Below are 20,108 nucleotides of genomic sequence, written 5' to 3'. Positions count from 1 at the left end.
TCATAAAAAAATAGCGCCTTAGTTAATCCTAAGGCGCTATTTTTATGGGGCTGCAGGGCTAATGCTGCTGCCAATCATTAGGCATGTCCTCACGCCCAATCAGCCAAGGCAGCCTTGTTGATGCGCCAACCACGACGCCAACAGCCCAAAAAAGGGCTGAGACACCCACCACAGCGCCTAGCGAGCCAAACAAAATAGGCATCACAACGCTAGAGCCGTTAATCGCCATCATGCGCAGCCCTAAAGCCTCACCATGCCGGTGCGCAGGCGTGATCTGGTGAATCATGCTCATCACCATGGGCTGCACAGAGCCCAGCACCAAGCCAAGCACCACCGAGCATGCGCCCATACTCCATGCACCGGGCATGAAGGGGTAGAGGATAAACAGCGCACAAGCCGCCGCCATGGCGCTCAGAACCACCTGCCACTCCGCCAGATGGCGCGTGACGATGGGCACAAGCATGCGAATGACCGCAGCGGCGATGGCGAATGCACCCAAGATAGTGCCTATAACCGATGCAGGCAGACCGCGCTCGTGCCCCAAAATTGGCACCACAAAGGTATGCACATCCCAGCACGATGACAGCGCCCAGTTCAGCAGCAGCAAACGCCTAAATCCGCGGTTTTGCACCAAGTCCCACGCAGTCGCTTTTTTATCGGTGTGGGCCGCCTCTTTCGACGGTTGCTCTTGCACCGTACGCGCCCAAAGCCATGCCGCCAGTGGCATCAAGGCCAGCAGCAAAAAGGCTGCTCTAAAACCCGTCTCGCTTGCGGCTTCACCACCCGCATAGTCGATCAGCAAGCCCGCCGCAAACGGCCCCAGAAAATTAGAGAAGGCTGGGCCAATGGCCAACCAACTAAAGACTTTGCGCAACTCATCTGTGTTGTGCGCCATGCGGCCCACATGTCGCTGCAAAGCAATCAAGGCCGTGCCCGAAGCTCCACCCGTCAGCAGCGCGCTCAGGCACATCACTGGATAGGTGGGGAGCGCTGCGGCAAGCCCTGCCCCAAGGCTGGCCGCCACCACGCTAATGATGAGCGGACGCTTGAGCCCGTGGCGGTCTGCATAGCGGCCCGCCGGCAAAGACAAAAACACCTGCGTTAATGCAAACAGCGCCAGCAGCATACCCACTGCCGCCGCGCTATAGCCTTCTTTGAGCGCCAGCAGCGGCGTGGCCATACGCATGCCCGTCATACTTCCGTGAATGCACACTTGCGCCAAGATCAGGCGCAGCAAGGCTGCGTTCATTCGTCGTCCTCGTGACCGACCTGATCTTTGTTCGGCGCTGGATTGAGCAACTGCGGGGCGCCCTCTTGCAGGCCACCATTTTGCGTCTCACCATCTTCTTGCCCACTCACGTCCTGCCTACTCACTTCCAGCTCACTATCTGGCAGGGCCTGAACATCGCGCAGCTGCCGCTGAATGGCACGCGTGCGCACTCCTACTTGATCGAATTTGCGCGCTGCTGCATCAATGGATTTACGGGCTGCATCCACCACATCGCCAAATTTTCCAAACTCGGTCTTGACCTGAGCCAGCACCCCCCAAACTTCAGACGATCGCTTTTCAATCGCCAGCGTCTTAAAGCCCATCTGCAAACTGTTGAGCATGGCTGCCAAATTGGCTGGGCCGGTGACGACGATGCGGCTGTCGTTTTGCAATGCCTCGACCAAACCAGGGCGGCGCAGCACTTCGGCAAACAAGCCTTCAGTGGGCAGATACATCACGGCAAAGTCTGTGGTGAATGGCGGGGCGATGTACTTGCTGGCAATCTTTTTGGCCTCGGCACGAATCGAAGTCTCAAACGCATTACCAGCAGCAAGAATCGCCACACGGTCAGCGCCATCCTGCGCATCCTGCAGGCGCTGGTAATGCTCCACCGGGTATTTGGCATCCATAGGCAGCCACACCGGCTGCTCGTCATTGCGACCCGGCAGGCGAATCGCAAACTCCACCAGCTCATCGCTGCCCGGAACGGTCTTGACGTTCTTGGCGTATTGATCAGGCGTGAGCACGTTGTCGATGATGTTGCCCAGCTGCATCTCGCCCCAAGTGCCGCGTGACTTCACATTGGTCATCACACGTTTGAGGTCACCTACGCTGCCGGCCAGCGTCTGCATCTCGCCCAAGCCTTTGTGAACCTGCTCGAGCCGGTCGCTGACTTGCTTGAATGACTCGCCCAGTCGCTGCTCCAGCGTGGCGTGCAGCTTTTCATCCACCGTGCGGCGCATCTCTTCGAGCTTGGTGGCGTTATCGTGCTGGATAGTGGCAAGCCGCTCATTGAGCGTGCCGCGCAGCTGCTCTGCCGAGGTTTGCTGGCCCTGCGTCAAAGCGCCTAGCTGCTGGCTCACCGCGTCTTGCAGCACGGCAAATTGGTGGCGCAATTGCTCGCCATTGCTGCCCAGCTGATCTTTCAGCGCAGCGCCCATATTGGTGCTCATGTGGGTGAGTTGTTGCTGAATATCGCCCTTGAGAGAGTCCAGCGTGCCGCGCGTGGTTTCGGCCAGCGCTTCAAAGCGCTGCTGCACATGGGCTGTTTGCTCGGCGCTACTTTGCGCCAATGCCGTGCGAGCTTGCTGACTGTCGGCCGTCAGGCGCTGCACCAACTGGCTCACCTCTTGGCGAAAGGCGGCAAGCGCCGTCGCCTGCTCACGCCTTGCTGCCAGTGCATCTTGCTGAGTCTGGCCTAGCTGGGTCTGGACATGCTGGGTCACACGGTCTAGCGCGCCATCGCTTTTGGCCACTGTTAGTTGCGTGCTCTGGCTGCTGCGCTCTAGCTGCTGCAAGCGCACATCCAGCGCATGCAAGCCTTGCAGCAGCTGAGCCTGCAAGCGCATCGGCTCTGGCCCCAAGGCAAGCTCAGACAGCTGGCGCAAGCCTTGCAAACGCCACAGCAGTAGCAAAAGCAAAACCACAATCAACACGGCCACCGCCGCCAACCCAAGCCACCACATCATCACAGCTTTACCAAGCCTTTCTTACTCTTTATTTAATAGCTACCAGTCCTTATTAAATAAGGACTAGAGGCATTATTTACCTTGATTTTTACGCCTGATCAAACTGACAACACGGCTAGTGCAGACCGGCTCCACCCAACTGGTTGACAGGGCTCAATGCCCCTTTGCCCGCAAAAAATGAAACGAGGTTGTCAGCAGCCAAGCCGGCCATGGCCAAGCGCGTGCCCTTGGTGGCGCTGGCGATATGCGGAGTCAGCACCACGTTGGGCACGGTGAGCAAATCGGGGTGAACAGCGGGCTCGCCCTCAAACACATCCAGCCCCGCCGCTGCAATGCGCTTGTCACGCAGCGCCTGCGCCAAAGCCGCATCATCCACAATGCCGCCGCGCGCAATATTGATGAGGGTGGCAGTTGGCTTCATCTGCGCAATTTCAGCTGCGCCAATGGTGTGGTGGTTTTCAGGGGTGTAGGGCAACACCAGCATCAAATGGTCAGCGCGCTGCAGCAGCTCTGGCTTGCTCACATAAGCGGCTTTGCATTCGGCCTCCATCGCTGCATCAAGGCGGGAGCGGTTGTGGTAAATAACTTTCATACCAAAACCATAGGCTGCGCGGCGCGCAATGGCTTGACCGATACGGCCCATGCCCAGAATGCCCAGCGTGGTGCCATGCACCTCGGCGCCTGCAAACAAGTCATAGCGCCAGTCTTTCCACAAACCAGCACGCAGGTAATGCTCGCTCTCGGTAATGCGCCTAGCCGTCGCCATTAGCAACGCAAAGCCAAAGTCCGCCGTGGTTTCAGTCAGCACGTCGGGCGCATTCGTGCCCTGCACGCCAGCGGCCGTCATGGCGGGCACATCAAAGTTGTTATAGCCCACGGCCATATTGGCCACGATTTTGAGCTGTGGGCATGCCGCCAGCAACGCTGCATCAATGCGCTGCGAGCCTGTGGTCAGCATCCCATCCTTGCCTTGCAGCTGCTGCGCTAACTGGTCAGGCGACCAGACCACATCATCCTGATTGGCTTGCACCTCAAAGTGCTGCTTCAACAGCTCAACCACCTCGGGTGAAATGGCTCGGGCAATCAAGATACAGGGCTTGCTACTCATCGCGTTGTCTCCTTTAGATCTATTTCGGCGTGTATTTTGAGAAAAGCATCAGCTTAAACAAGCACGCCCCACCTCAGAGACACCGAGGAAGGGCTGCCCCGCAGCGATGGTCTCATCCCCCTCAGGGGGAAGCGGCAAAGCCGCTCAGAGGAAGCCAGTTACCTAAACCAGATCAAAGTCATCACCACCAGCAGCGGCACCAAGATGCCTACCGACCAGAGCATGTAGCCAAAGAAGCCCGGCATCTTTACACCGCGGTCTTCGGCAATCGCTTTGACCATGAGGTTGGGCGCGTTGCCGATGTAAGTATTGGCTCCCATAAACACCGCACCAGCCGAGATGGCCGCCAGAGTCAGCGCCATATCCGTCATCAAGTGCGCAGGGTCACCTCCTGCGGTGTTAAAAAACACCAAATAAGTCGGCGCGTTATCCAAAAACGATGACAGCAGGCCGGTAGCCCAAAAGTACATCGCGGGGTTGGGCGTTCCATCCCCATTGGTCACCGCACGCACCACCGCACCAAACGGACCATCTACACCGGCCTTGAGCATGGCGATGACGGGGATGATGGTCAGGAAAATACCGGCAAACAGCTTGGCCACTTCCTGCATAGGGCCCCAGCCAAAGTCATTGGCTTGATGCACACGAGCCGGCGTGAGTTTGAGGGACAGCAAAGCCACAACAATCAGCCCCACATCGCGCAGCAAACCGGGTAGACCCACATGGGTGCCCGCAATATCAAAGCCCACAGGGGTGCGCCACATGCCGCTGATTAACACCAGCACCACCACCACACCCAGCAGCGCAAAATTCACATTGCCTTCAAAGCCGATACGGCTTTGCGCACCGGTCACGTCTACGCTGGGGGTCGGGTCTGGCAAGTCAGCCTCGCCTTTTTCACCCATCAACTTGTGATCAATCACGTAGAAGATGGCCAGCAGCGCCAGCGTGAGGAACAGCATGGGCTGCCAAAGATGGCGCACCGTCCAAAAGAAATCGATGCCCTTCAAAAAACCCAGAAACAGCGGCGGATCGCCCAGCGGCGTGAGCGCGCCGCCGGCGTTGGAGACGATGAAGATAAAAAACACCACCACATGCGCTTGATGGCGGCGGTTGTCATTGGCCCGCAGCAAAGGGCGAATCAGCAGCATGGATGCGCCCGTAGTGCCCATAAAGCTGGCCAGCACCGCGCCCATTGCCAAAATGCCAGTGTTCAAGCCCGGCGATCCACGCAGGTTGCCGCGTACATAAATGCCGCCTGCCACGGTGTAGAGCGCCGTGAGCAAAATCACAAAGGGCAAATACTCGGCCAGCAAAGCGTGCACCAAGTTCACCCCAGCTGCACCCATGCCATAGACCAGCGCAAAAGGCAGCAAAAAAGCCAATGCCCAGCCTGCCGTGACTTTGCCAAAGTGCTGATGCCAGAAATGGGGCGCCATCAACGGCAAGAGCGCAATCGACAACAGCATGCCCACAAATGGAATGCCCCATGCCATAGACATGGCCGCGCCATCCACCTCTGCCGCCTGCGCTGCGCCTGCGGCCACAGTCAGCGACCCTGCCGTGGCGGCCTTCGCGGCATTTACCCAAAATGTGCGGTTCAAATATCTACCCTCCTTGAGCTGTCCTGCCATGAGCTACTCATGAGCGCTCATCATTTCTTAATAACTTCAAGCCTGCGGTATCGGCCGCGCCGCCTCAGGCGCTTCAATGCTGAATACTTGGCGCAGATACGCCAAATATTTCTCGTCATCACACATGCTTTTACCCGGCGTGTCCGAGAGTTTGGCCACAGGCTGACCATTGCAGCGCGTCATCTTGATCACGATCTGCAGCGGCACATGCTCGGGCGGGCTGCCCAGGTCATTGGTCAAATTAGTGCCAATACCAAAAGCCAGTTGGCAGCGACCATTGAAGCGCTTAAAAAGCTCAATGGTCTTGGGCACGGTCAGCCCATCGCTAAAGATCAGCACCTTACTCAGCGGATCAATCTTGTTGGCCTTGTAATGCGCAATCAAGCGCTCGCCCCAGTCAAACGGATCGCCGCTGTCATGGCGTGCGCCATCAAACAGCTTGCAAAAATACAAGTCGAAGTCGCGCAAAAAGGCCGACATGCCATAGACATCTGACAGCGCAATCCCTAGGTCGCCGCGATATTCGCGCGCCCAAGACTCAAAGCCAAAAATCTGGCTATCGCGCAAACGCGGGCCTAGCGACTGGCAGGCCTGTAAATATTCATGGGCCAGCGTACCCAGCGGAATCAAGCCCAGCTTCATGGCATACAGCACATTGCTGGTGCCGGCCAACTGCCCTTGCTCACTGCGCGAGCCAGCGCTGCGCGAGCCGGCATGCCCCAGTTTTGCGCACAGTACACGCAACACTTCTTCGTGCCAAGCTCTAGAGAAGCGGCGGCGCGTTCCGTAGTCCGCAATTTTCAGCGTCTCCAGCCCATCGCCTTGCATCAGCGCAATTTTTTCATCAAGGCGTTTGCGCCCCTCCAAAAAGTTGGGCACAGGCTGGGTGTTGCGGAAGTACACCTCGTTGACGATAGCCAACACCGGAATCTCAAAAAGAATGGTGTGCAGCCACGGACCTTTGATGCTGATATCAATCTCGCCACTGGGCAGCGCTGTGACGGTGATGTATTTGTCGTTGAGCTGAAACAGACTCAAAAAGTCCACAAAGTCACTTTTGATAAAGCGCAGCGAACTTAAATACGCCAGCTCCGAATCCTGAAAGCGCAGCTTGCACAGCGAGCGAATTTCTTCACGGATTTCATTGACGAAGGGCGCCAATTGCACGCCGGGGTTACGGCACTTAAAGCGGTATTCCACCTGTGAGCCCGGAAACTGATGCAGCACCACCTGCATCATCGTGAATTTGTACAGGTCGGTATCTAGCAAGCTGGTGATGATCATGGACGACGGTGGGCCTAACGGTCCGTTCAGTCATAGAACAAGGCTGGCCCCAAATACGTGCTGCGCCAGCCTCAACAAAGGTGTTCGAGTGTAGGCGATTCCACACTCTGCCCCCCGCTCAAACGCATAACCGCTCTGGCTTTACCGAAACTTAGTGTCGTCTTTGCCAAATTTAAGAAAAAACAGCTCTAGGTCGTTTGTATGAAAGGACTATTAGCTATCAATTTCTTCTACATGACCTAGCTCTTTACTTTGCAAAGGCTGTAATGAGGCGCGTAAAGCAGCAGGCAGCGGCACAGGTCGGCGCGTAACTCTGTCCACATACACATGCACAAAGTGACCGGCGGCTGCAGGTTGATCCTCGCCCTGCGCAAACAGTCCCACCTCGTAACGCACGCTGGAGCTTCCAATATGCGCCACGCGAATGCCTGCATCGACCTGCTGCGGAAAAGCTAGCGAGGCAAAGTAATTGCAGTGGGTCTCAACCACTAGCCCAATCGTTTGCCCCGCATGAATATCCAGCGCGCCCTGCTCTATCAAATAAGCATTCACCGCCGTATCAAACCAGCTGTAGTAGATGACGTTGTTGATATGCCCATAGACATCGTTGTCTGACCAGCGAGTGCTGATGGCTCGAAAAATGGGGTAGTAGTCACGCGCCTGTGGCAAGGAGCGCTCGGGTTTGGCGGCTGTTTGTGGTGCTGTCATTGAGCCATTGTGCAAATCTCATTCAAGCCCGCCAGCACTACGGTGACACTGCCTTGTTTTAAATAAATTGAACTCAAACAGTATCTTTTTAAGCCCCTATTAAGGGATTTGGTAAACCCCTTATGGATAGAACGTAAACCTATCAAAGATTTTTAAGTCATTTACCTGACACAAAAAAGATCAAACAAATCAAAGACTTACGAATAATAAAAAGTCTTATATTTATTTGCTGCAACGCAACAATTAATACTTGCACTGCACGGAATTCTCTTTCACAATACATCCATGCTGCACTGCAACATATAACTAGTTCACCACTAGCGATCATGTCAGAGCAGACGTTTACTCCGGTCCGATCCCTTTGTTCGTTTCGTAATTTTGGAGAATTACTATGTCCCTGACCCCTGACCAAATCCTGAGCACACAAAAAGCCCAGCTCGAAACCCTGTTCGGCCTGACGAGCAAAGCTTTCGAAGGCGTGGAAAAGCTGGTGGAACTGAATGTTACTGCTTCCCGTGCAGCTCTGAGCGAAGCCGCTCAGCACTCGCAAGCCATCCTGAACGTCAAAGATGCTCAGTCTTTGCTGACTCTGCAAACCAGCATTCTGCAGCCTCTGGCTGAAAAGACTGCTTCCTACAACCGCCACCTGTATGACATCGCCAGCAGCACTGCCAGCGAATTCAACAAGGCTCTGGAAGCCCAGTCCAACGAAGCCCGCAAGAGCTTCAACTCCCTGCTGGAAACCACGACTCAAAACGCCCCCGCAGGCTCCGAGTCTGCTGTGGCACTGGTCAAGAGCGCCGTCTCTGCTGCTAACAACGCTTTCGAGTCCGTACAAAAAGCTGTCAAGCAAGCTTCGGATATGGCTGAAGCCAACTTCACCGCTGCCTCCAAGACAGCCACTGAAGCCGTCAAGTCGACAGTCGCAGTCAAGCGCTAAAACATAGTTATTGGCATAGCTGGCAAAGATAGAGGGTTTACCCTATAATTGCCAGCATGTCAGATCAGCAAGCCTGATCCGCACAAGTTGTCTCCTTGGATCCTCCTGAAACCCCGGTTTCATGGATCCCTTCAAAGCCCAGTCTTTACCGATTGGGCTTTTTTTTATGCGCGCTTTCCGCAGTTCGAATTCTTCAAGCTCTTTTGCATAATTGACGTTAACGTATACGTAAACATCAAAGCAGTCACAAGGGGCAGTTCATGCAAATTCAGGATCGCGTATTTATCGTCACCGGCGGCGCATCCGGCTTGGGCGAAGGAACAGCGCGCATGCTGGCCACCAACGGCGGTAAAGTTGTCATTGCCGATATGAATACAGAGCGCGGCGAGAATGTGGCTCGTGAAATCGGCGGCGCTTATCTGCGCTGCGATGTCAGCAGCGAAGCGGATGGCCAAGCCGTCGTAGAAAAAGCCACCAGCCTTGGCAAATTGGCCGGCCTCATCAATTGCGCAGGCATTGCACCTGCTGAAAAAACGGTGGGTAAGAACGGGCCGCACAACCTTGCCAGCTACACCAAAACCATCATGGTCAACTTGGTTGGCAGCTTCAACATGATTCGTCTAGCCGCTGATGCTATGAGCCGAAATGAGCCCGAAGCCACTGGCGAGCGCGGCGTGCTCATTTCTACCGCCAGCGTTGCTGCTTACGACGGCCAGATTGGGCAAGCGGCCTATGCGGCATCCAAAGGTGGCGTGGTTGGCATGACTTTGCCCATTGCCCGCGACCTCGCACGCAGCGGTATTCGCAATATGACGATTGCCCCTGGCATCTTTGGCACACCCATGCTGTTCACCATGCCGCAAGAAGTACAAGACGCGTTAGCGGCCAGCGTGCCCTTCCCTAGCCGCTTGGGCAAACCAGAAGATTACGCCAAGCTAGTCAAGCACATTCTTGAAAACGACATGTTGAATGGCGAGGTCATTCGCTTGGATGGCGCTATTCGCCTTGCGCCCAAATAAATCCTGCACCTCATTTTTTCAGACATAAAAAAACCGCAATCAATTGCTTGATTGCGGTTTTTTAAAACTGGCGGAGTGGACGGGACTCGAACCCGCGACCCCCGGCGTGACAGGCCGGTATTCTAACCAACTGAACTACCACTCCTGGCAGGAAGCTTCGCTATTTATTCAATAGCTACCAGCGCTTCAAACTTGGCGACCCTACGGGGATTCGAACCCCGGTACCTACCGTGAAAGGGTAGTGTCCTAGGCCTCTAGACGATAAGGTCAATCCTAGAACGATCTGATTTCTCAATCAGCCGTCAATAACTTCTTGGTGGAGGTAAACGGGATCGAACCGATGACCTCTTGCATGCCATGCAAGCGCTCTCCCAGCTGAGCTATACCCCCTGAAACAGCGAAACAAAGCTTCTCTGCTGCAATGAAAAAATTGTAGCACAGGCTTTTCATCCATCTAGGGTAAACGCTCAAAAATTTATCGCAAGTATGAAAAAAGGGATGCCACTAGCATCCCTTTTCAAGTTGAGCGCTCAGGCCTTAGCTCACAGTACTGCCATCACGAATGCGATGCATCTCGCCAATGTCCACCGTCCAAACCAAACCATCACCAATCTGACCAGTACCGCAAGCCGTAACAATCGCTTCACGAACCGGCTCCACCATGGAGTCATCCACGATGACGCAGACCATGAGCTTGTCCGAAAAATCAGTCAACTCATCCTTGACTGTGCGCTTGTCCACTGCCGCCGGTGCCGTAAAGCCCTCAGCTTTGAAAATGGTCACACCAGGAAAGTTAGGAATAGCACGCAGCGCAGTGCGCAGACGCTCCAGTCGACTGGGCCGCACAATGGCCCGAATTTCCTTCATCGGCATAGCTTCACTCTCCTTTTAGTATTCACGCGTCAAAACTATCGCACTCCAACCCTGAAACGCCAAGCAAGAGCTGCCTCACGGCGATGGCGTCGCCCTCTCCCGCAAAGCGAGAGAGGGGAAAGGCGCAAAGCGCCTCAGGGGCATTTAAGCCTCTGTTGGTTTCTCATCAAACCAGCGGTACAGCGTAGGCAGCACCACCAGTGTCAACAAGGTGGAAGTAATCAAACCACCGATCACAACAATAGCCAACGGGCGCTGAACTTCTGAGCCTGGACCTGTCGCAAACAGGAATGGCACCAAGCCCAGCAAAGCCACAGTGGCAGTCATCATCACCGGGCGGAATCGCTGAATACAGCCTTCACGCACAGCCTTGGCCACTTCCAAGCCATCTTGACGCAGCTGACGAATACTGGAGACCAGCACCACGCCGTTGAGCACCGCAATACCCCACAGAGCAATAAAGCCCACGGAAGCCGGAACGCTCAAATATTCGCCCGTGATAAACAGCGCAATCAAGCCACCAATCGATGCAAATGGCAGAACCAAAATGATCAAGCTGGCAATCTTCAGAGAGTTAAACAGCAAGAACAGCAGGAAGAAGATAGCCACAATAGTCAGCGGCACGATCACCTGCAGCGTGCCCATGGCGCGCTCCATGTTTTCGAACTGACCGCCGAACTTGAAGTAGTAGCCATCAGGCAACTTCACTTCCTTGTCCAAGCGCTGCTCGACTTCGGCCACGAAGCCAGCCAAGTCACGCCCTTCAACGTTGGCACCAACCACCACGCGGCGCTTACCGCCTTCGCGGCTGATCTGCGCAGGGCCATCCACCAGCTCAATCTTGGCCAGACTGCTCAACGGCACTTGCGCGCCAGAAGATGTCGTCAGCAAAGTAGCGCCAATGGTTTGAGCCGAATTACGCTGAGACTGCGGGAAGCGAACCACCACAGAGTAACGGCGCTCACCCTCATACAACGTAGTCACGTCCTTGCCGCCAATGGCGGACTCCAGAACGCTCTGCACATCAGCCACATTGAGGCCGTGACGAGCAATCGCCTTGCGGTCGATGTCCACGGTCAAAGCCTGCTGGCCCGACAGTCGCTCAATACGAATGTCAGTGCTGCCAGAAACGCTTTTCAGAATACGCGCTACTTGCTCAGAGACGTCTTTGAGCTCACCCAACTCATCACCAAACACCTTGATGGCCAGCTGCGAGCGCACGCCTGTCACCATTTCATCCACGCGCTCAGAGATAGGCTGAGACAGCACAATCTGCACACCTGGAATCTTGGACAAACGCTGACGAATTTCCTCGTCAATCTCATCTTGAGTGCGGCCAGATTCCGGATCCAGAATCACGATAGGGTCGGACTCATTCGGGCCGGCAGGATCGGCAGGCGATTCGCCGCGGCCCAGCTTGGAGACCACAGACTTCACACCCTTGACCTGTGCCACTTCCTTCATGGCATCCATTTCCATACGGATGGATTCGTCCAAAGAAATGCTGGGCACGCGGTTAATCTGCGGCGTCAAAGCGCCTTCCTTCATGGTGGGCATGAAAGACTTGCCCAAGAAGGGGAACAGACCCAGCGAACCAAGGAGCAAGGCCACGGATACAGCCAAAGTCAAACGGCTGCGCACCGTCGCGCCATCCAGCAGACGCAGGTAGTGACGCTTGAGGAAACCAATCAACTTGGTGTCGTGGTCCGCACCGCCCTTAAGGAAGTACGAGCACAGCACGGGCGACAGGAACAGCGACACGGCCAGCGAGATTGCCAAAGCCATGGCAATCGTCAGCGCCAGAGGCGCAAACATCTTGCCTTCAATGCCCTGCAGCGTCATCAGCGGCAAGAACACCAAAATAATGATGGCGATACCGAAGATGGTAGGCGTTGCCACTTCCACAGTGGCAGACAGCACCGTACGAATACGCTCACCGCGTGAATCGCCTGCTTGGCCCAGTTTATGGAAAACGTTTTCCACCACCACCACGGTCGCATCTACCATCAAACCAATGGCAATCGCCAGCCCCCCCAGAGACATCAAGTTGGCCGAGATGCCGTAACGGTTCATCATGATGAAGGTCGTCAGCGGGGTGATGATCAGCGTCGCCACCACAATCAAACTGGAGCGCACATCGCCCAAGAAGATGAACAGCACCACAACCACCAGGAAAATGCCTTCAATCAGCACCTTGCCCACGGTCCACAGAGCCGAGTCCACCAGATCAGTACGGTCGTAGAAAGAGACGATTTGCAAACCGCCGGGCAGCATGCCCTTGCTGTTGATCTCGTCTACGCGCTCTTTCACGCGGGTCACGACTTCCTTGGCATTACCGCCGCGCATCATCAGCACAATGCCGGATACGCCTTCGGTGTAACCACCCTTAATGATGGCGCCCTGACGGACTTCAGCATCAATTTGTACCTTGGCCACATCACGCACATAGACCGGTACGCCGTCCTGCTCTTTGAGCACGATGTTGTCAATATCTTCCAGCGTACGAATCATGCCCACGCCGCGGATCAGATACTGCTCTGTTACCTGCGGCAAGATACCACCACTGGCATTGGCATTGTTATCAGCCACGGCCTGAACCACTTGACGCACGCTTAGGCCGTAGTGACGCAGACGCGCTGGATCAACCAGCACTTGGTACTGCTTGACGTAGCCCCCCTGCGAGTTGATTTCAGCCACACCGGGAACGGAACGCAGCAAAGGACGCGCAACCCAATCCTGAATAGTGCGTCGCTCAGTCAGCTCGGCCTGTGTCAGCGCACGTTCGCCATCATCAGGGTGATCAAGCGTGTACTGATAGACCTCACCCAGACCGGTGGACACAGGGCCCAGCACGGGCACGGTGCCGCCGGGCATGCGCGGAGTGACTTCAATCAGGCGTTCTGTGACCAACTGACGTGCAAAGTAGACGTCAGTTTCATCCGTAAACACCAGCGTAATGATGGACAAACCGCTCTTGTTGAGCGAGCGCATCTCGACCAAACCGGGCAAGCCGGTCATGGAAATTTCGAGAGGCACGGTAATAAAACGCTCAATTTCCTCGGGGGAGCGGCCAGGCGCTTCGGTGGCAACCTGCACTTGCACATTCGTCACATCGGGGAAAGCATCCACCGACAGATTCATAGCAGCACGCAGGCCAAATCCACAGACAACAAGCGCCAGCACAATCACCACCAGCCGCTGCGAAAGCGCGGCACGAATCATGGAGGCAATCATGGGTTTACTCCAGCTCAGCGCGCTTGCGCTCATTGTTCAGGTGGAAAGCGCCTTCAATAACGATCTCCGTGCCTTCATTGAGACCCTTGATGACAGGTCGCAGCCCGCCGCTGGCAGCACCCAACTCGACAGGGGTCAGGCGGTAATGGTTATCCGCCTTCTTCACATAAACGTGATCCTTGTCGTTTTCACGCACCACAGCCAAAACAGGAATGGCAAGCGTTTTTTCCATCGCTCCCTGAATCTTCATGCTGGCCAGCATTTGGGGCTTGAGCGCCAAATCCTTGTTATTCACCTGAGTGCGAATCGTCACCGTACGTGTCTCTGACGACACGGTATCACCCACATAGATGATCTTGCCGGAGATCGGCGCTTCTTCCACCGTCAGGCCCAGCGCAGGCACATCGATTTGCACGTTCTGGCCCGTCTTTACGCTGCGCGCGACTTGTTCAGGCAAAGCACCCACGACCCAAACATTGGACAGATCGGCCACCGTGAACAAAGGATCACCCGGCTGGGCAACCTGTCCTTGACTGACTTGACGCTCAATCACAATACCTGAGGTCGAGGCGGTAATCGCTGCATTAGAGGCCACGCTGCCTTGAGCGCGCAGGCGCGTCAGCGCATCAGCAGACAGACCCATTAACTTGAGCTGGTCGCCCGCTGCCCGTACTTCAGCACGGGCAATCTGCACCTCTGACTCGCGGCGTTGCAGCTCGGCAGAGCCAATCACATCCGCAGCAATCAGCTGACGCGCGCGCTCCACAGAGCGCTCGGCCAAAGTCGCTGTTGCGTTAGCACGCATATAAGCCAATTGGGCCGTGGTCAGCTCAGGGCTGGCCACACGCGCCAAGGGCTGTCCTTGCTTCACACGGTCACCCGTTTCAGCCAGGACATCAGTAACGCGGCCGGTAACGGCGGCGCCGATGCGAGTCACTTTGCGTTCATTAGCTTCAATACGGCCGGCAATTTCCAGCACGGATGCCACTTCAGCCTGTGCCACGGCAGCAGTCTTGAAATTGGGTGCCATCTGAGCTGTGATTTGGACTTCCATAGGGTCCAGCTCAACCTTAGCGGGCGTAGCAGCCGCAGTAGCTGCGGATTCATCTTTGCCACAGGCTGTCAATGTCAGCGTGGCCAGTCCAGCCAAAGCCAGCGCAAGAACCAGAGAGGCAGGACGATTTGTCCTAGATTGGTGATGTGAAGACATATAGCGAATTCAATAAATACGAAAACGGGGTCTTAGACTTGAAAAATCAAAGCGCGGAAAACTGGGCATAGCGACCAGCCAAAAAATCCAGTTCAATCCGGGCGGATTGCATTTGGTAACGAGCTTCCAGCAAGTCGGCACGCACTGTACGCAGCACACGCTGGGCATCAAGCACATCCAAAATGCCGCGCTCGCCATAGCGGTAAGCTGCTTCAGCCACACGCAGCGCCGATTCCGCTTGGCGCACTGAGCCTTCGCTCAGCGCCTTGGTGCGGACTTTGGCCATTTCCATGACCTTCTCAGCTTGTCGCATTTGCTGCTCAAGCTCAGCCTTGCGGCCCTCCATGCGCAAACGGGCACGCTCTGCTTCCGATGCAGCTTCATCAATCGGGCCACGGCGCTGATCGAACAAAGGAATCTGCACGCTCACACCCAAGGTGTTGTTGCGAATATCGGGCTCGCGCGTCTGCGCATAGCGCAGCTCAACGCCCGGCCAGCGGCTGGCTTTAGCGCCTTGCTTTTGTGCCTCGGCCTTTTCCATCTCAGACTGCAATTGCAGCAGCTCAGGATGCGCTTGCCAGTCGATATCGCTTAGCTGAGCCTTTGCCACAGGGTCTTCCAGCGACAAAGCCAAATCAAAGCGCTGAGGCAACTGGCCGGCTGCCATGCGGTTGAGCGTGAGCTGAGACTGCTCAGCCAGCAATTTGGCTGTTTGCTCTTGCTGGCGCGCGTTGATCAACTCAGCATCCGCCTTGATGATTTCGTAACGCGGCGCTTCACCGCTGGAGACGCGAACGCGTACACGCTCGTGAGCCTGCTCGAGCAGCTTGACAGCATCACTGGCAGCTTGCGCCTGCGCTTGACGCAACACGACTTCATAAGCCTTGAGCTTGACCTGAGCCACCAAGGCATTCCGAGATGCATTGATCTGATACACCGAAGCACGCTGACCCGCTTGCGCAGCTTCAATACGGGCGCTGCGAACTGAAGGCATTTCAATGGGTACAGAAACACCCATGGTTTGCACGTTACCGGGCGTAGCCGATGCCATGCGCGCCTTGTTGTCACCACGACTCCATTCCAGCTTGGGATTAGGCAAGGCACCAGCAGTAACCACTGCCGCCTGAGCCGTCACACCCGACTGCTGCACAGAGCGCAACTCTGGATTGTTATCCAGCACGGTTTGCACCAATTGTGTCAGTGACAGCTTGGGATAAGCCTGATCTGAAATGGTGCTGCTGACTTGTAGAGCGCTAGGGCTTGTACTTGTACTTGTGCTTGTGTTATTGCTAACGGTCTGCGCATGCACAGACAAGGCTGCAGCAAAACAAAGTCCGAACATTGCAGTGCGCTTAAGGCGCAATTGGGGCGCGACTTTGGCCGGTAAAGATGCCGGCACTATCGATCTATTGAACATAGAACACAGCTGCCTTCTTGAGGGCAGATAAAGTAAGAAAACGAATGAAGATCTGCTGCTTGCACACGCAAGCAGCGCATGCATCACCAGATGCTTTTTATGCAGGTAAGCAGCCTTTTGGACGCTGCTGAGACAGGCTTGAGCCTCGCAAAGCAGAAATAAAGGACTACAGATATCACTGGACGATAAAGCCCAGCACAAAGCCAAAACGCGCGATTGCGTTAAGCGTGCTGGAGCTTGCCTGCCAACGGCAGGCTCAAACTTGGCGGACGCAGCATGCGGTCAGGCCAAGGAGACGTCGGGCATGGCACCATCTCTTGCGGAGGTTCTCTGACAGCAGCAATGCCGACAGCGACCTCCTCAGGGGGGCCAAATAGTTCAGTACGCTCATCCTGTGCTGTATTGGGCTCAGCCAAGCGATGAGGTCGATGGATGGAGTACTCCAGCGCATCGTCTTCGACATCTTCTTCAAACTCTTGCAACACATCCGCGCCGTACTCATACTGCTCAATAACGAGCGCATAAGACGCAGTCACCACTCCTTGCGAGCCGGCAGCCCACATAACTGCCAGTTGCACCCCAAGAATGGAGGCAAACATTAGCAGCGACAGCAAGAAAGAAGACGCCGGGCGCATGGATTAGAAGAAGAGGCTCAGAAGTAGATGGAAATTGAACAGATCATCATCAGATGCGATTTCTAATGATGACTAGATTGTGTACTTAGGAGCTACAAAAGTTCCCGAAATGAAAAATTTTGTGAGCACTTGCAAGTGGGCAAACCATAGACTACCGCCATAGTACCTGCATGGCAAGGGTATTCCGCTAGAAAATCAGGAGCTAGCCGATTTAAATACGGCAAAACTAATAAAAAAGCCGCAACCAATTTCTTGATTGCGGCTTTTAAAATCTGGCGGAGTGGACGGGACTCGAACCCGCGACCCCCGGCGTGACAGGCCGGTATTCTAACCAACTGAACTACCACTCCTGGCAGGAAGCTTCGCTATTTATTCAATAGCTACCAGCGCTTCAAACTTGGCGACCCTACGGGGATTCGAACCCCGGTACCTACCGTGAAAGGGTAGTGTCCTAGGCCTCTAGACGATAAGGTCAATCCTAGAACGATCTGATTTTTCAATCAGCCGTCAATAACTTCTTGGTGGAGGAAAACGGGATCGAACCGATGACCTCTTGCATGCCATGCAAGCGCTCTCCCAGCTGAGCTATACCCCCAAAAACTGTGGCGGAGTGGACGGGACTCGAACCCGCGACCCCCGGCGTGACAGGCCGGTATTCTAACCAACTGAACTACCACTCCTGGCAGGAAGCTTCGCTATTTATTCAATAGCTACCAGCGCTTCAAACTTGGCGACCCTACGGGGATTCGAACCCCGGTACCTACCGTGAAAGGGTAGTGTCCTAGGCCTCTAGACGATAAGGTCAATCCTAGAACGATCTGATTTTTCAATCAGCCGTCAATAACTTCTTGGTGGAGGTAAACGGGATCGAACCGATGACCTCTTGCATGCCATGCAAGCGCTCTCCCAGCTGAGCTATACCCCCAAAAACTGTGGCGGAGTGGACGGGACTCGAACCCGCGACCCCCGGCGTGACAGGCCGGTATTCTAACCAACTGAACTACCACTCCTGGCAGGAAGCTTCGCTATTTATTCAATAGCTACCAGCGCTTCAAACTTGGCGACCCTACGGGGATTCGAACCCCGGTACCTACCGTGAAAGGGTAGTGTCCTAGGCCTCTAGACGATAAGGTCAATCCTTGGACAGCTTGCCGCTTGTGAATAAAAAAGCGCCTTTTACATTAAAGGCGCTTTTTTGACCAAGCGACTAGCTTAAAACTGGCGGAGTGGACGGGACTCGAACCCGCGACCCCCGGCGTGACAGGCCGGTATTCTAACCAACTGAACTACCACTCCTGGCAGGAAGCTTCGCTATTTATTCAATAGCTACCAGCGCTTCAAACTTGGCGACCCTACGGGGATTCGAACCCCGGTACCTACCGTGAAAGGGTAGTGTCCTAGGCCTCTAGACGATAAGGTCAATCCTAGAACGATCTGATTTTTCAATCAGCCGTCAATAACTTCTTGGTGGAGGTAAACGGGATCGAACCGATGACCTCTTGCATGCCATGCAAGCGCTCTCCCAGCTGAGCTATACCCCCAAAAATCCATCTCTACAACACCGCCGTTTAATCAGTTGCGTTGTATCGAGACTCGAATTATAGACAGGTTTTTAGCGATTTTTTAAACGTGCGATAACTTTTTCACGTCCGAGCAGTTCTAGCACTGCATCGACCGATGGTGTATGGGCTGTTCCCACAGTCAAAACACGCACAGGCATCGCCAAAACTGGCATCTTCACACCCTGTGCTTTGAGCAGTTCTTTGATAGAAGCAGCAATTGCTTCCTTGTTCCACTCCACGCTTTCGATCACAGCCGCAAACGCATCCAGCACAGGTGCCGCAGCCTCTGTCACATGTTTTGCATAGTCTTGCGCATTGCGCTCAACGCTATCTACATAGAAGACCTTGGCCCAGTTCGCCAAGTCCACCAGAGTTTCGCAGCGGTCTTTGAACAAGGCAGTAATGCGCACCAAGCGGTCATCAGCGTCAATCAGACTTTCAGCCACACCCGCCTTGATGACAAAGGGCTTAACCAGCTGAGCCAGCTCAGCGTCATCCATGGCCTTCAGATGCTGGGCATTGACCCAGCGCAGCTTGGCTTCATCAAACTGACCTGCGCTGCGACCCAAGTGGTCCAGGTTGAACCACTCCAGGAATTGCGCACGGCTGAAAATTTCATCATCGCCATGGCTCCAGCCCAGACGGGCCAGATAGTTCACCATCGCATCAGCCAGATAGCCTTCGTCGCGGTAAGCGGTCACGGCCTTGGCGCCGTTGCGCTTACTCATCTTCTCGCCCTGCTCGTTCAGCACGGTGGGCAGGTGGGCGAACACGGGCAGACTGACACCCAGCGCCTCGAAGATATGAATCTGACGCGGCGTGTTGTTGACATGGTCATCACCACGAATGACGTGGGTGATGTTCATGTCCATGTCATCCACGCAGACGCAGAAGTTGTATGTGGGCGTGCCATCAGGGCGGGCAATCACCAGATCGTCCAGCTCGGTATTCTGAAACTCGATACGCCCCTTGCACTTATCTTCCCAGGCCACCACGCCAGACAGAGGCGTCTTGAAACGCAGCACAGGCTTTACACCTTCAGGAATGGCGGGCAGCACCTTGCCTGGCTCTGGACGCCATGTACCGTCGTAGCGGGGCTTTTCTTTGGCAGCCATTTGCTTTTCGCGCAGGGCATCCAGCTCTTCCATGCTCATGTAGCAAGGATAGACATAGCCCTTTTCTTGCAGAGTAGCCAGCACCGCCTTGTAGCGATCAATGCGCTGCATTTGGTAGAACGGGCCTTCGTCATGATCCAATTTCAACCATTCCATGCCTTCGATGATTACGTCCACCGAAGCTTGGGTGGAGCGCTCCAGATCAGTGTCTTCAATGCGCAGCACAAAGTCGCCGCCATTGGCACGTGCAAAAGCCCAAGGGTACAGAGCCGAGCGGATGTTGCCCAAGTGAATAAAGCCGGTAGGCGATGGGGCAAAGCGAGTGCGAATTTTGTTAGTAGTCATGTCAAAAAATCCTTGTGCTTCATAACGCACGTATGGCCTGAACTGTAAACGCTTGAGGCCATTGAC

At 55.1% G+C, this 20,108-nt stretch carries 14 protein-coding genes and 14 tRNA genes; 2 read left to right on the top strand and 26 right to left on the bottom strand.

Translation table 11 applies throughout. The features are described from left to right. Window positions 1-58: 58 nt before the first annotated feature. From KUF54_RS04135 to KUF54_RS04110, 6 genes are all read right to left on the bottom strand, one after another. Entirely contained in the window at window positions 59-1,249 is a 1,191-nt protein-coding gene (locus tag KUF54_RS04135) for an MFS transporter (protein WP_219345418.1), read from the bottom strand. Beyond that, window positions 1,246-2,955, bottom strand: a complete 1,710-nt coding sequence (rmuC, locus tag KUF54_RS04130) for a DNA recombination protein RmuC (RefSeq protein ID WP_219346263.1) — start codon at window positions 2,953-2,955, stop codon at window positions 1,246-1,248. Before rmuC ends, KUF54_RS04135 begins: the two co-directional genes overlap by 4 nt. Before the next feature lie 118 nt (window positions 2,956-3,073). Then, window positions 3,074-4,066 (bottom strand): D-glycerate dehydrogenase, encoded by a 993-nt coding sequence (locus tag KUF54_RS04125; RefSeq protein ID WP_219345417.1) that lies wholly within the window; start codon window positions 4,064-4,066, stop codon window positions 3,074-3,076. 158 nt (window positions 4,067-4,224) lie between these two features. Next, the gene (locus KUF54_RS04120) at window positions 4,225-5,568 is read right to left on the bottom strand and encodes a sodium:proton antiporter (protein WP_255576417.1); all 1,344 of its coding nucleotides are present in this window, start codon (window positions 5,566-5,568) and stop codon (window positions 4,225-4,227) included. Between the two features lie 168 nt (window positions 5,569-5,736). Beyond that, window positions 5,737-6,984: a nicotinate phosphoribosyltransferase gene (gene pncB / locus KUF54_RS04115; protein ID WP_219345415.1), complete on the bottom strand. Its 1,248-nt coding sequence runs from the start codon at window positions 6,982-6,984 to the stop codon at window positions 5,737-5,739. Window positions 6,985-7,197: 213 nt separating this feature from the next. Continuing rightward, window positions 7,198-7,692 carry a thioesterase family protein gene (locus KUF54_RS04110; protein ID WP_219345414.1) on the bottom strand — a complete coding sequence of 165 codons (495 nt, stop codon included), beginning with the start codon at window positions 7,690-7,692 and terminating at the stop codon, window positions 7,198-7,200. A 391-nt stretch (window positions 7,693-8,083) separates the two neighbouring features. Between KUF54_RS04110 and KUF54_RS04105 the strand changes: the two genes are divergently transcribed. Both KUF54_RS04105 and KUF54_RS04100 read left to right on the top strand, forming a co-directional pair. Further along, a complete protein-coding gene (locus tag KUF54_RS04105; RefSeq protein ID WP_219345413.1) occupies window positions 8,084-8,632 on the top strand; it encodes a phasin family protein in 549 nt (182 codons plus the stop codon). Window positions 8,633-8,892: 260 nt separating this feature from the next. Continuing rightward, complete coding sequence (locus KUF54_RS04100; protein ID WP_219345412.1) at window positions 8,893-9,651, top strand: 3-hydroxyacyl-CoA dehydrogenase; 759 nt, start codon at window positions 8,893-8,895, stop codon at window positions 9,649-9,651. Window positions 9,652-9,719: 68 nt separating this feature from the next. On the opposite strand, the gene KUF54_RS04095 is transcribed toward KUF54_RS04100, so the two are convergent. The 20 genes from KUF54_RS04095 to gltX all read right to left on the bottom strand — a co-directional run bounded on the left by KUF54_RS04095 (window position 9,720) and on the right by gltX (window position 20,042). Beyond that, window positions 9,720-9,796 (bottom strand) — tRNA-Asp (locus KUF54_RS04095). A gap of 48 nt (window positions 9,797-9,844) precedes the next feature. Continuing rightward, window positions 9,845-9,920, bottom strand: a tRNA-Glu gene (locus tag KUF54_RS04090). A 45-nt stretch (window positions 9,921-9,965) separates the two neighbouring features. Beyond that, window positions 9,966-10,041, bottom strand: a tRNA-Ala gene (locus tag KUF54_RS04085). 147 nt (window positions 10,042-10,188) lie between these two features. Then, window positions 10,189-10,524: a P-II family nitrogen regulator gene (locus KUF54_RS04080; RefSeq protein WP_219345411.1), complete on the bottom strand. Its 336-nt coding sequence runs from the start codon at window positions 10,522-10,524 to the stop codon at window positions 10,189-10,191. Between the two features lie 144 nt (window positions 10,525-10,668). Further along, window positions 10,669-13,758, bottom strand: a complete 3,090-nt coding sequence (locus KUF54_RS04075) for an efflux RND transporter permease subunit (protein ID WP_219345410.1) — start codon at window positions 13,756-13,758, stop codon at window positions 10,669-10,671. A 4-nt stretch (window positions 13,759-13,762) separates the two neighbouring features. Beyond that, entirely contained in the window at window positions 13,763-14,968 is a 1,206-nt protein-coding gene (locus KUF54_RS04070; RefSeq protein WP_219345409.1) for an efflux RND transporter periplasmic adaptor subunit, read from the bottom strand. A 46-nt stretch (window positions 14,969-15,014) separates the two neighbouring features. Further along, entirely contained in the window at window positions 15,015-16,310 is a 1,296-nt protein-coding gene (locus KUF54_RS04065; RefSeq protein ID WP_255576289.1) for a TolC family protein, read from the bottom strand. Window positions 16,311-16,606: 296 nt separating this feature from the next. After that, complete coding sequence (locus KUF54_RS04060; protein ID WP_219345407.1) at window positions 16,607-17,020, bottom strand: hypothetical protein; 414 nt, start codon at window positions 17,018-17,020, stop codon at window positions 16,607-16,609. A 273-nt stretch (window positions 17,021-17,293) separates the two neighbouring features. Beyond that, window positions 17,294-17,370 (bottom strand) — tRNA-Asp (locus KUF54_RS04055). Window positions 17,371-17,418: 48 nt separating this feature from the next. After that, window positions 17,419-17,494: transfer RNA gene (locus KUF54_RS04050), tRNA-Glu, on the bottom strand. A 45-nt stretch (window positions 17,495-17,539) separates the two neighbouring features. Next, window positions 17,540-17,615 (bottom strand) — tRNA-Ala (locus tag KUF54_RS04045). Between the two features lie 8 nt (window positions 17,616-17,623). Continuing rightward, window positions 17,624-17,700 (bottom strand) — tRNA-Asp (locus tag KUF54_RS04040). 48 nt (window positions 17,701-17,748) lie between these two features. Beyond that, a tRNA-Glu gene (locus KUF54_RS04035) sits at window positions 17,749-17,824 on the bottom strand. A 45-nt stretch (window positions 17,825-17,869) separates the two neighbouring features. Next, window positions 17,870-17,945 (bottom strand) — tRNA-Ala (locus KUF54_RS04030). An 8-nt stretch (window positions 17,946-17,953) separates the two neighbouring features. Continuing rightward, a tRNA-Asp gene (locus tag KUF54_RS04025) sits at window positions 17,954-18,030 on the bottom strand. A gap of 48 nt (window positions 18,031-18,078) precedes the next feature. After that, window positions 18,079-18,154, bottom strand: a tRNA-Glu gene (locus tag KUF54_RS04020). 85 nt (window positions 18,155-18,239) lie between these two features. Further along, window positions 18,240-18,316 (bottom strand) — tRNA-Asp (locus tag KUF54_RS04015). 48 nt (window positions 18,317-18,364) lie between these two features. Further along, a tRNA-Glu gene (locus KUF54_RS04010) sits at window positions 18,365-18,440 on the bottom strand. A 45-nt stretch (window positions 18,441-18,485) separates the two neighbouring features. After that, window positions 18,486-18,561: transfer RNA gene (locus tag KUF54_RS04005), tRNA-Ala, on the bottom strand. A gap of 71 nt (window positions 18,562-18,632) precedes the next feature. Then, window positions 18,633-20,042 (bottom strand): glutamate--tRNA ligase, encoded by a 1,410-nt coding sequence (gene gltX / locus KUF54_RS04000; protein ID WP_219345406.1) that lies wholly within the window; start codon window positions 20,040-20,042, stop codon window positions 18,633-18,635. Window positions 20,043-20,108: the final 66 nt, after the last annotated feature.

Origin of the sequence: Comamonas sp. Y33R10-2 (assembly GCF_019355935.1) — a bacterium.
GTDB lineage: Bacteria > Pseudomonadota > Gammaproteobacteria > Burkholderiales > Burkholderiaceae_C > Comamonas.
This window is presented reverse-complemented; position numbering and strand designations above follow the sequence as displayed.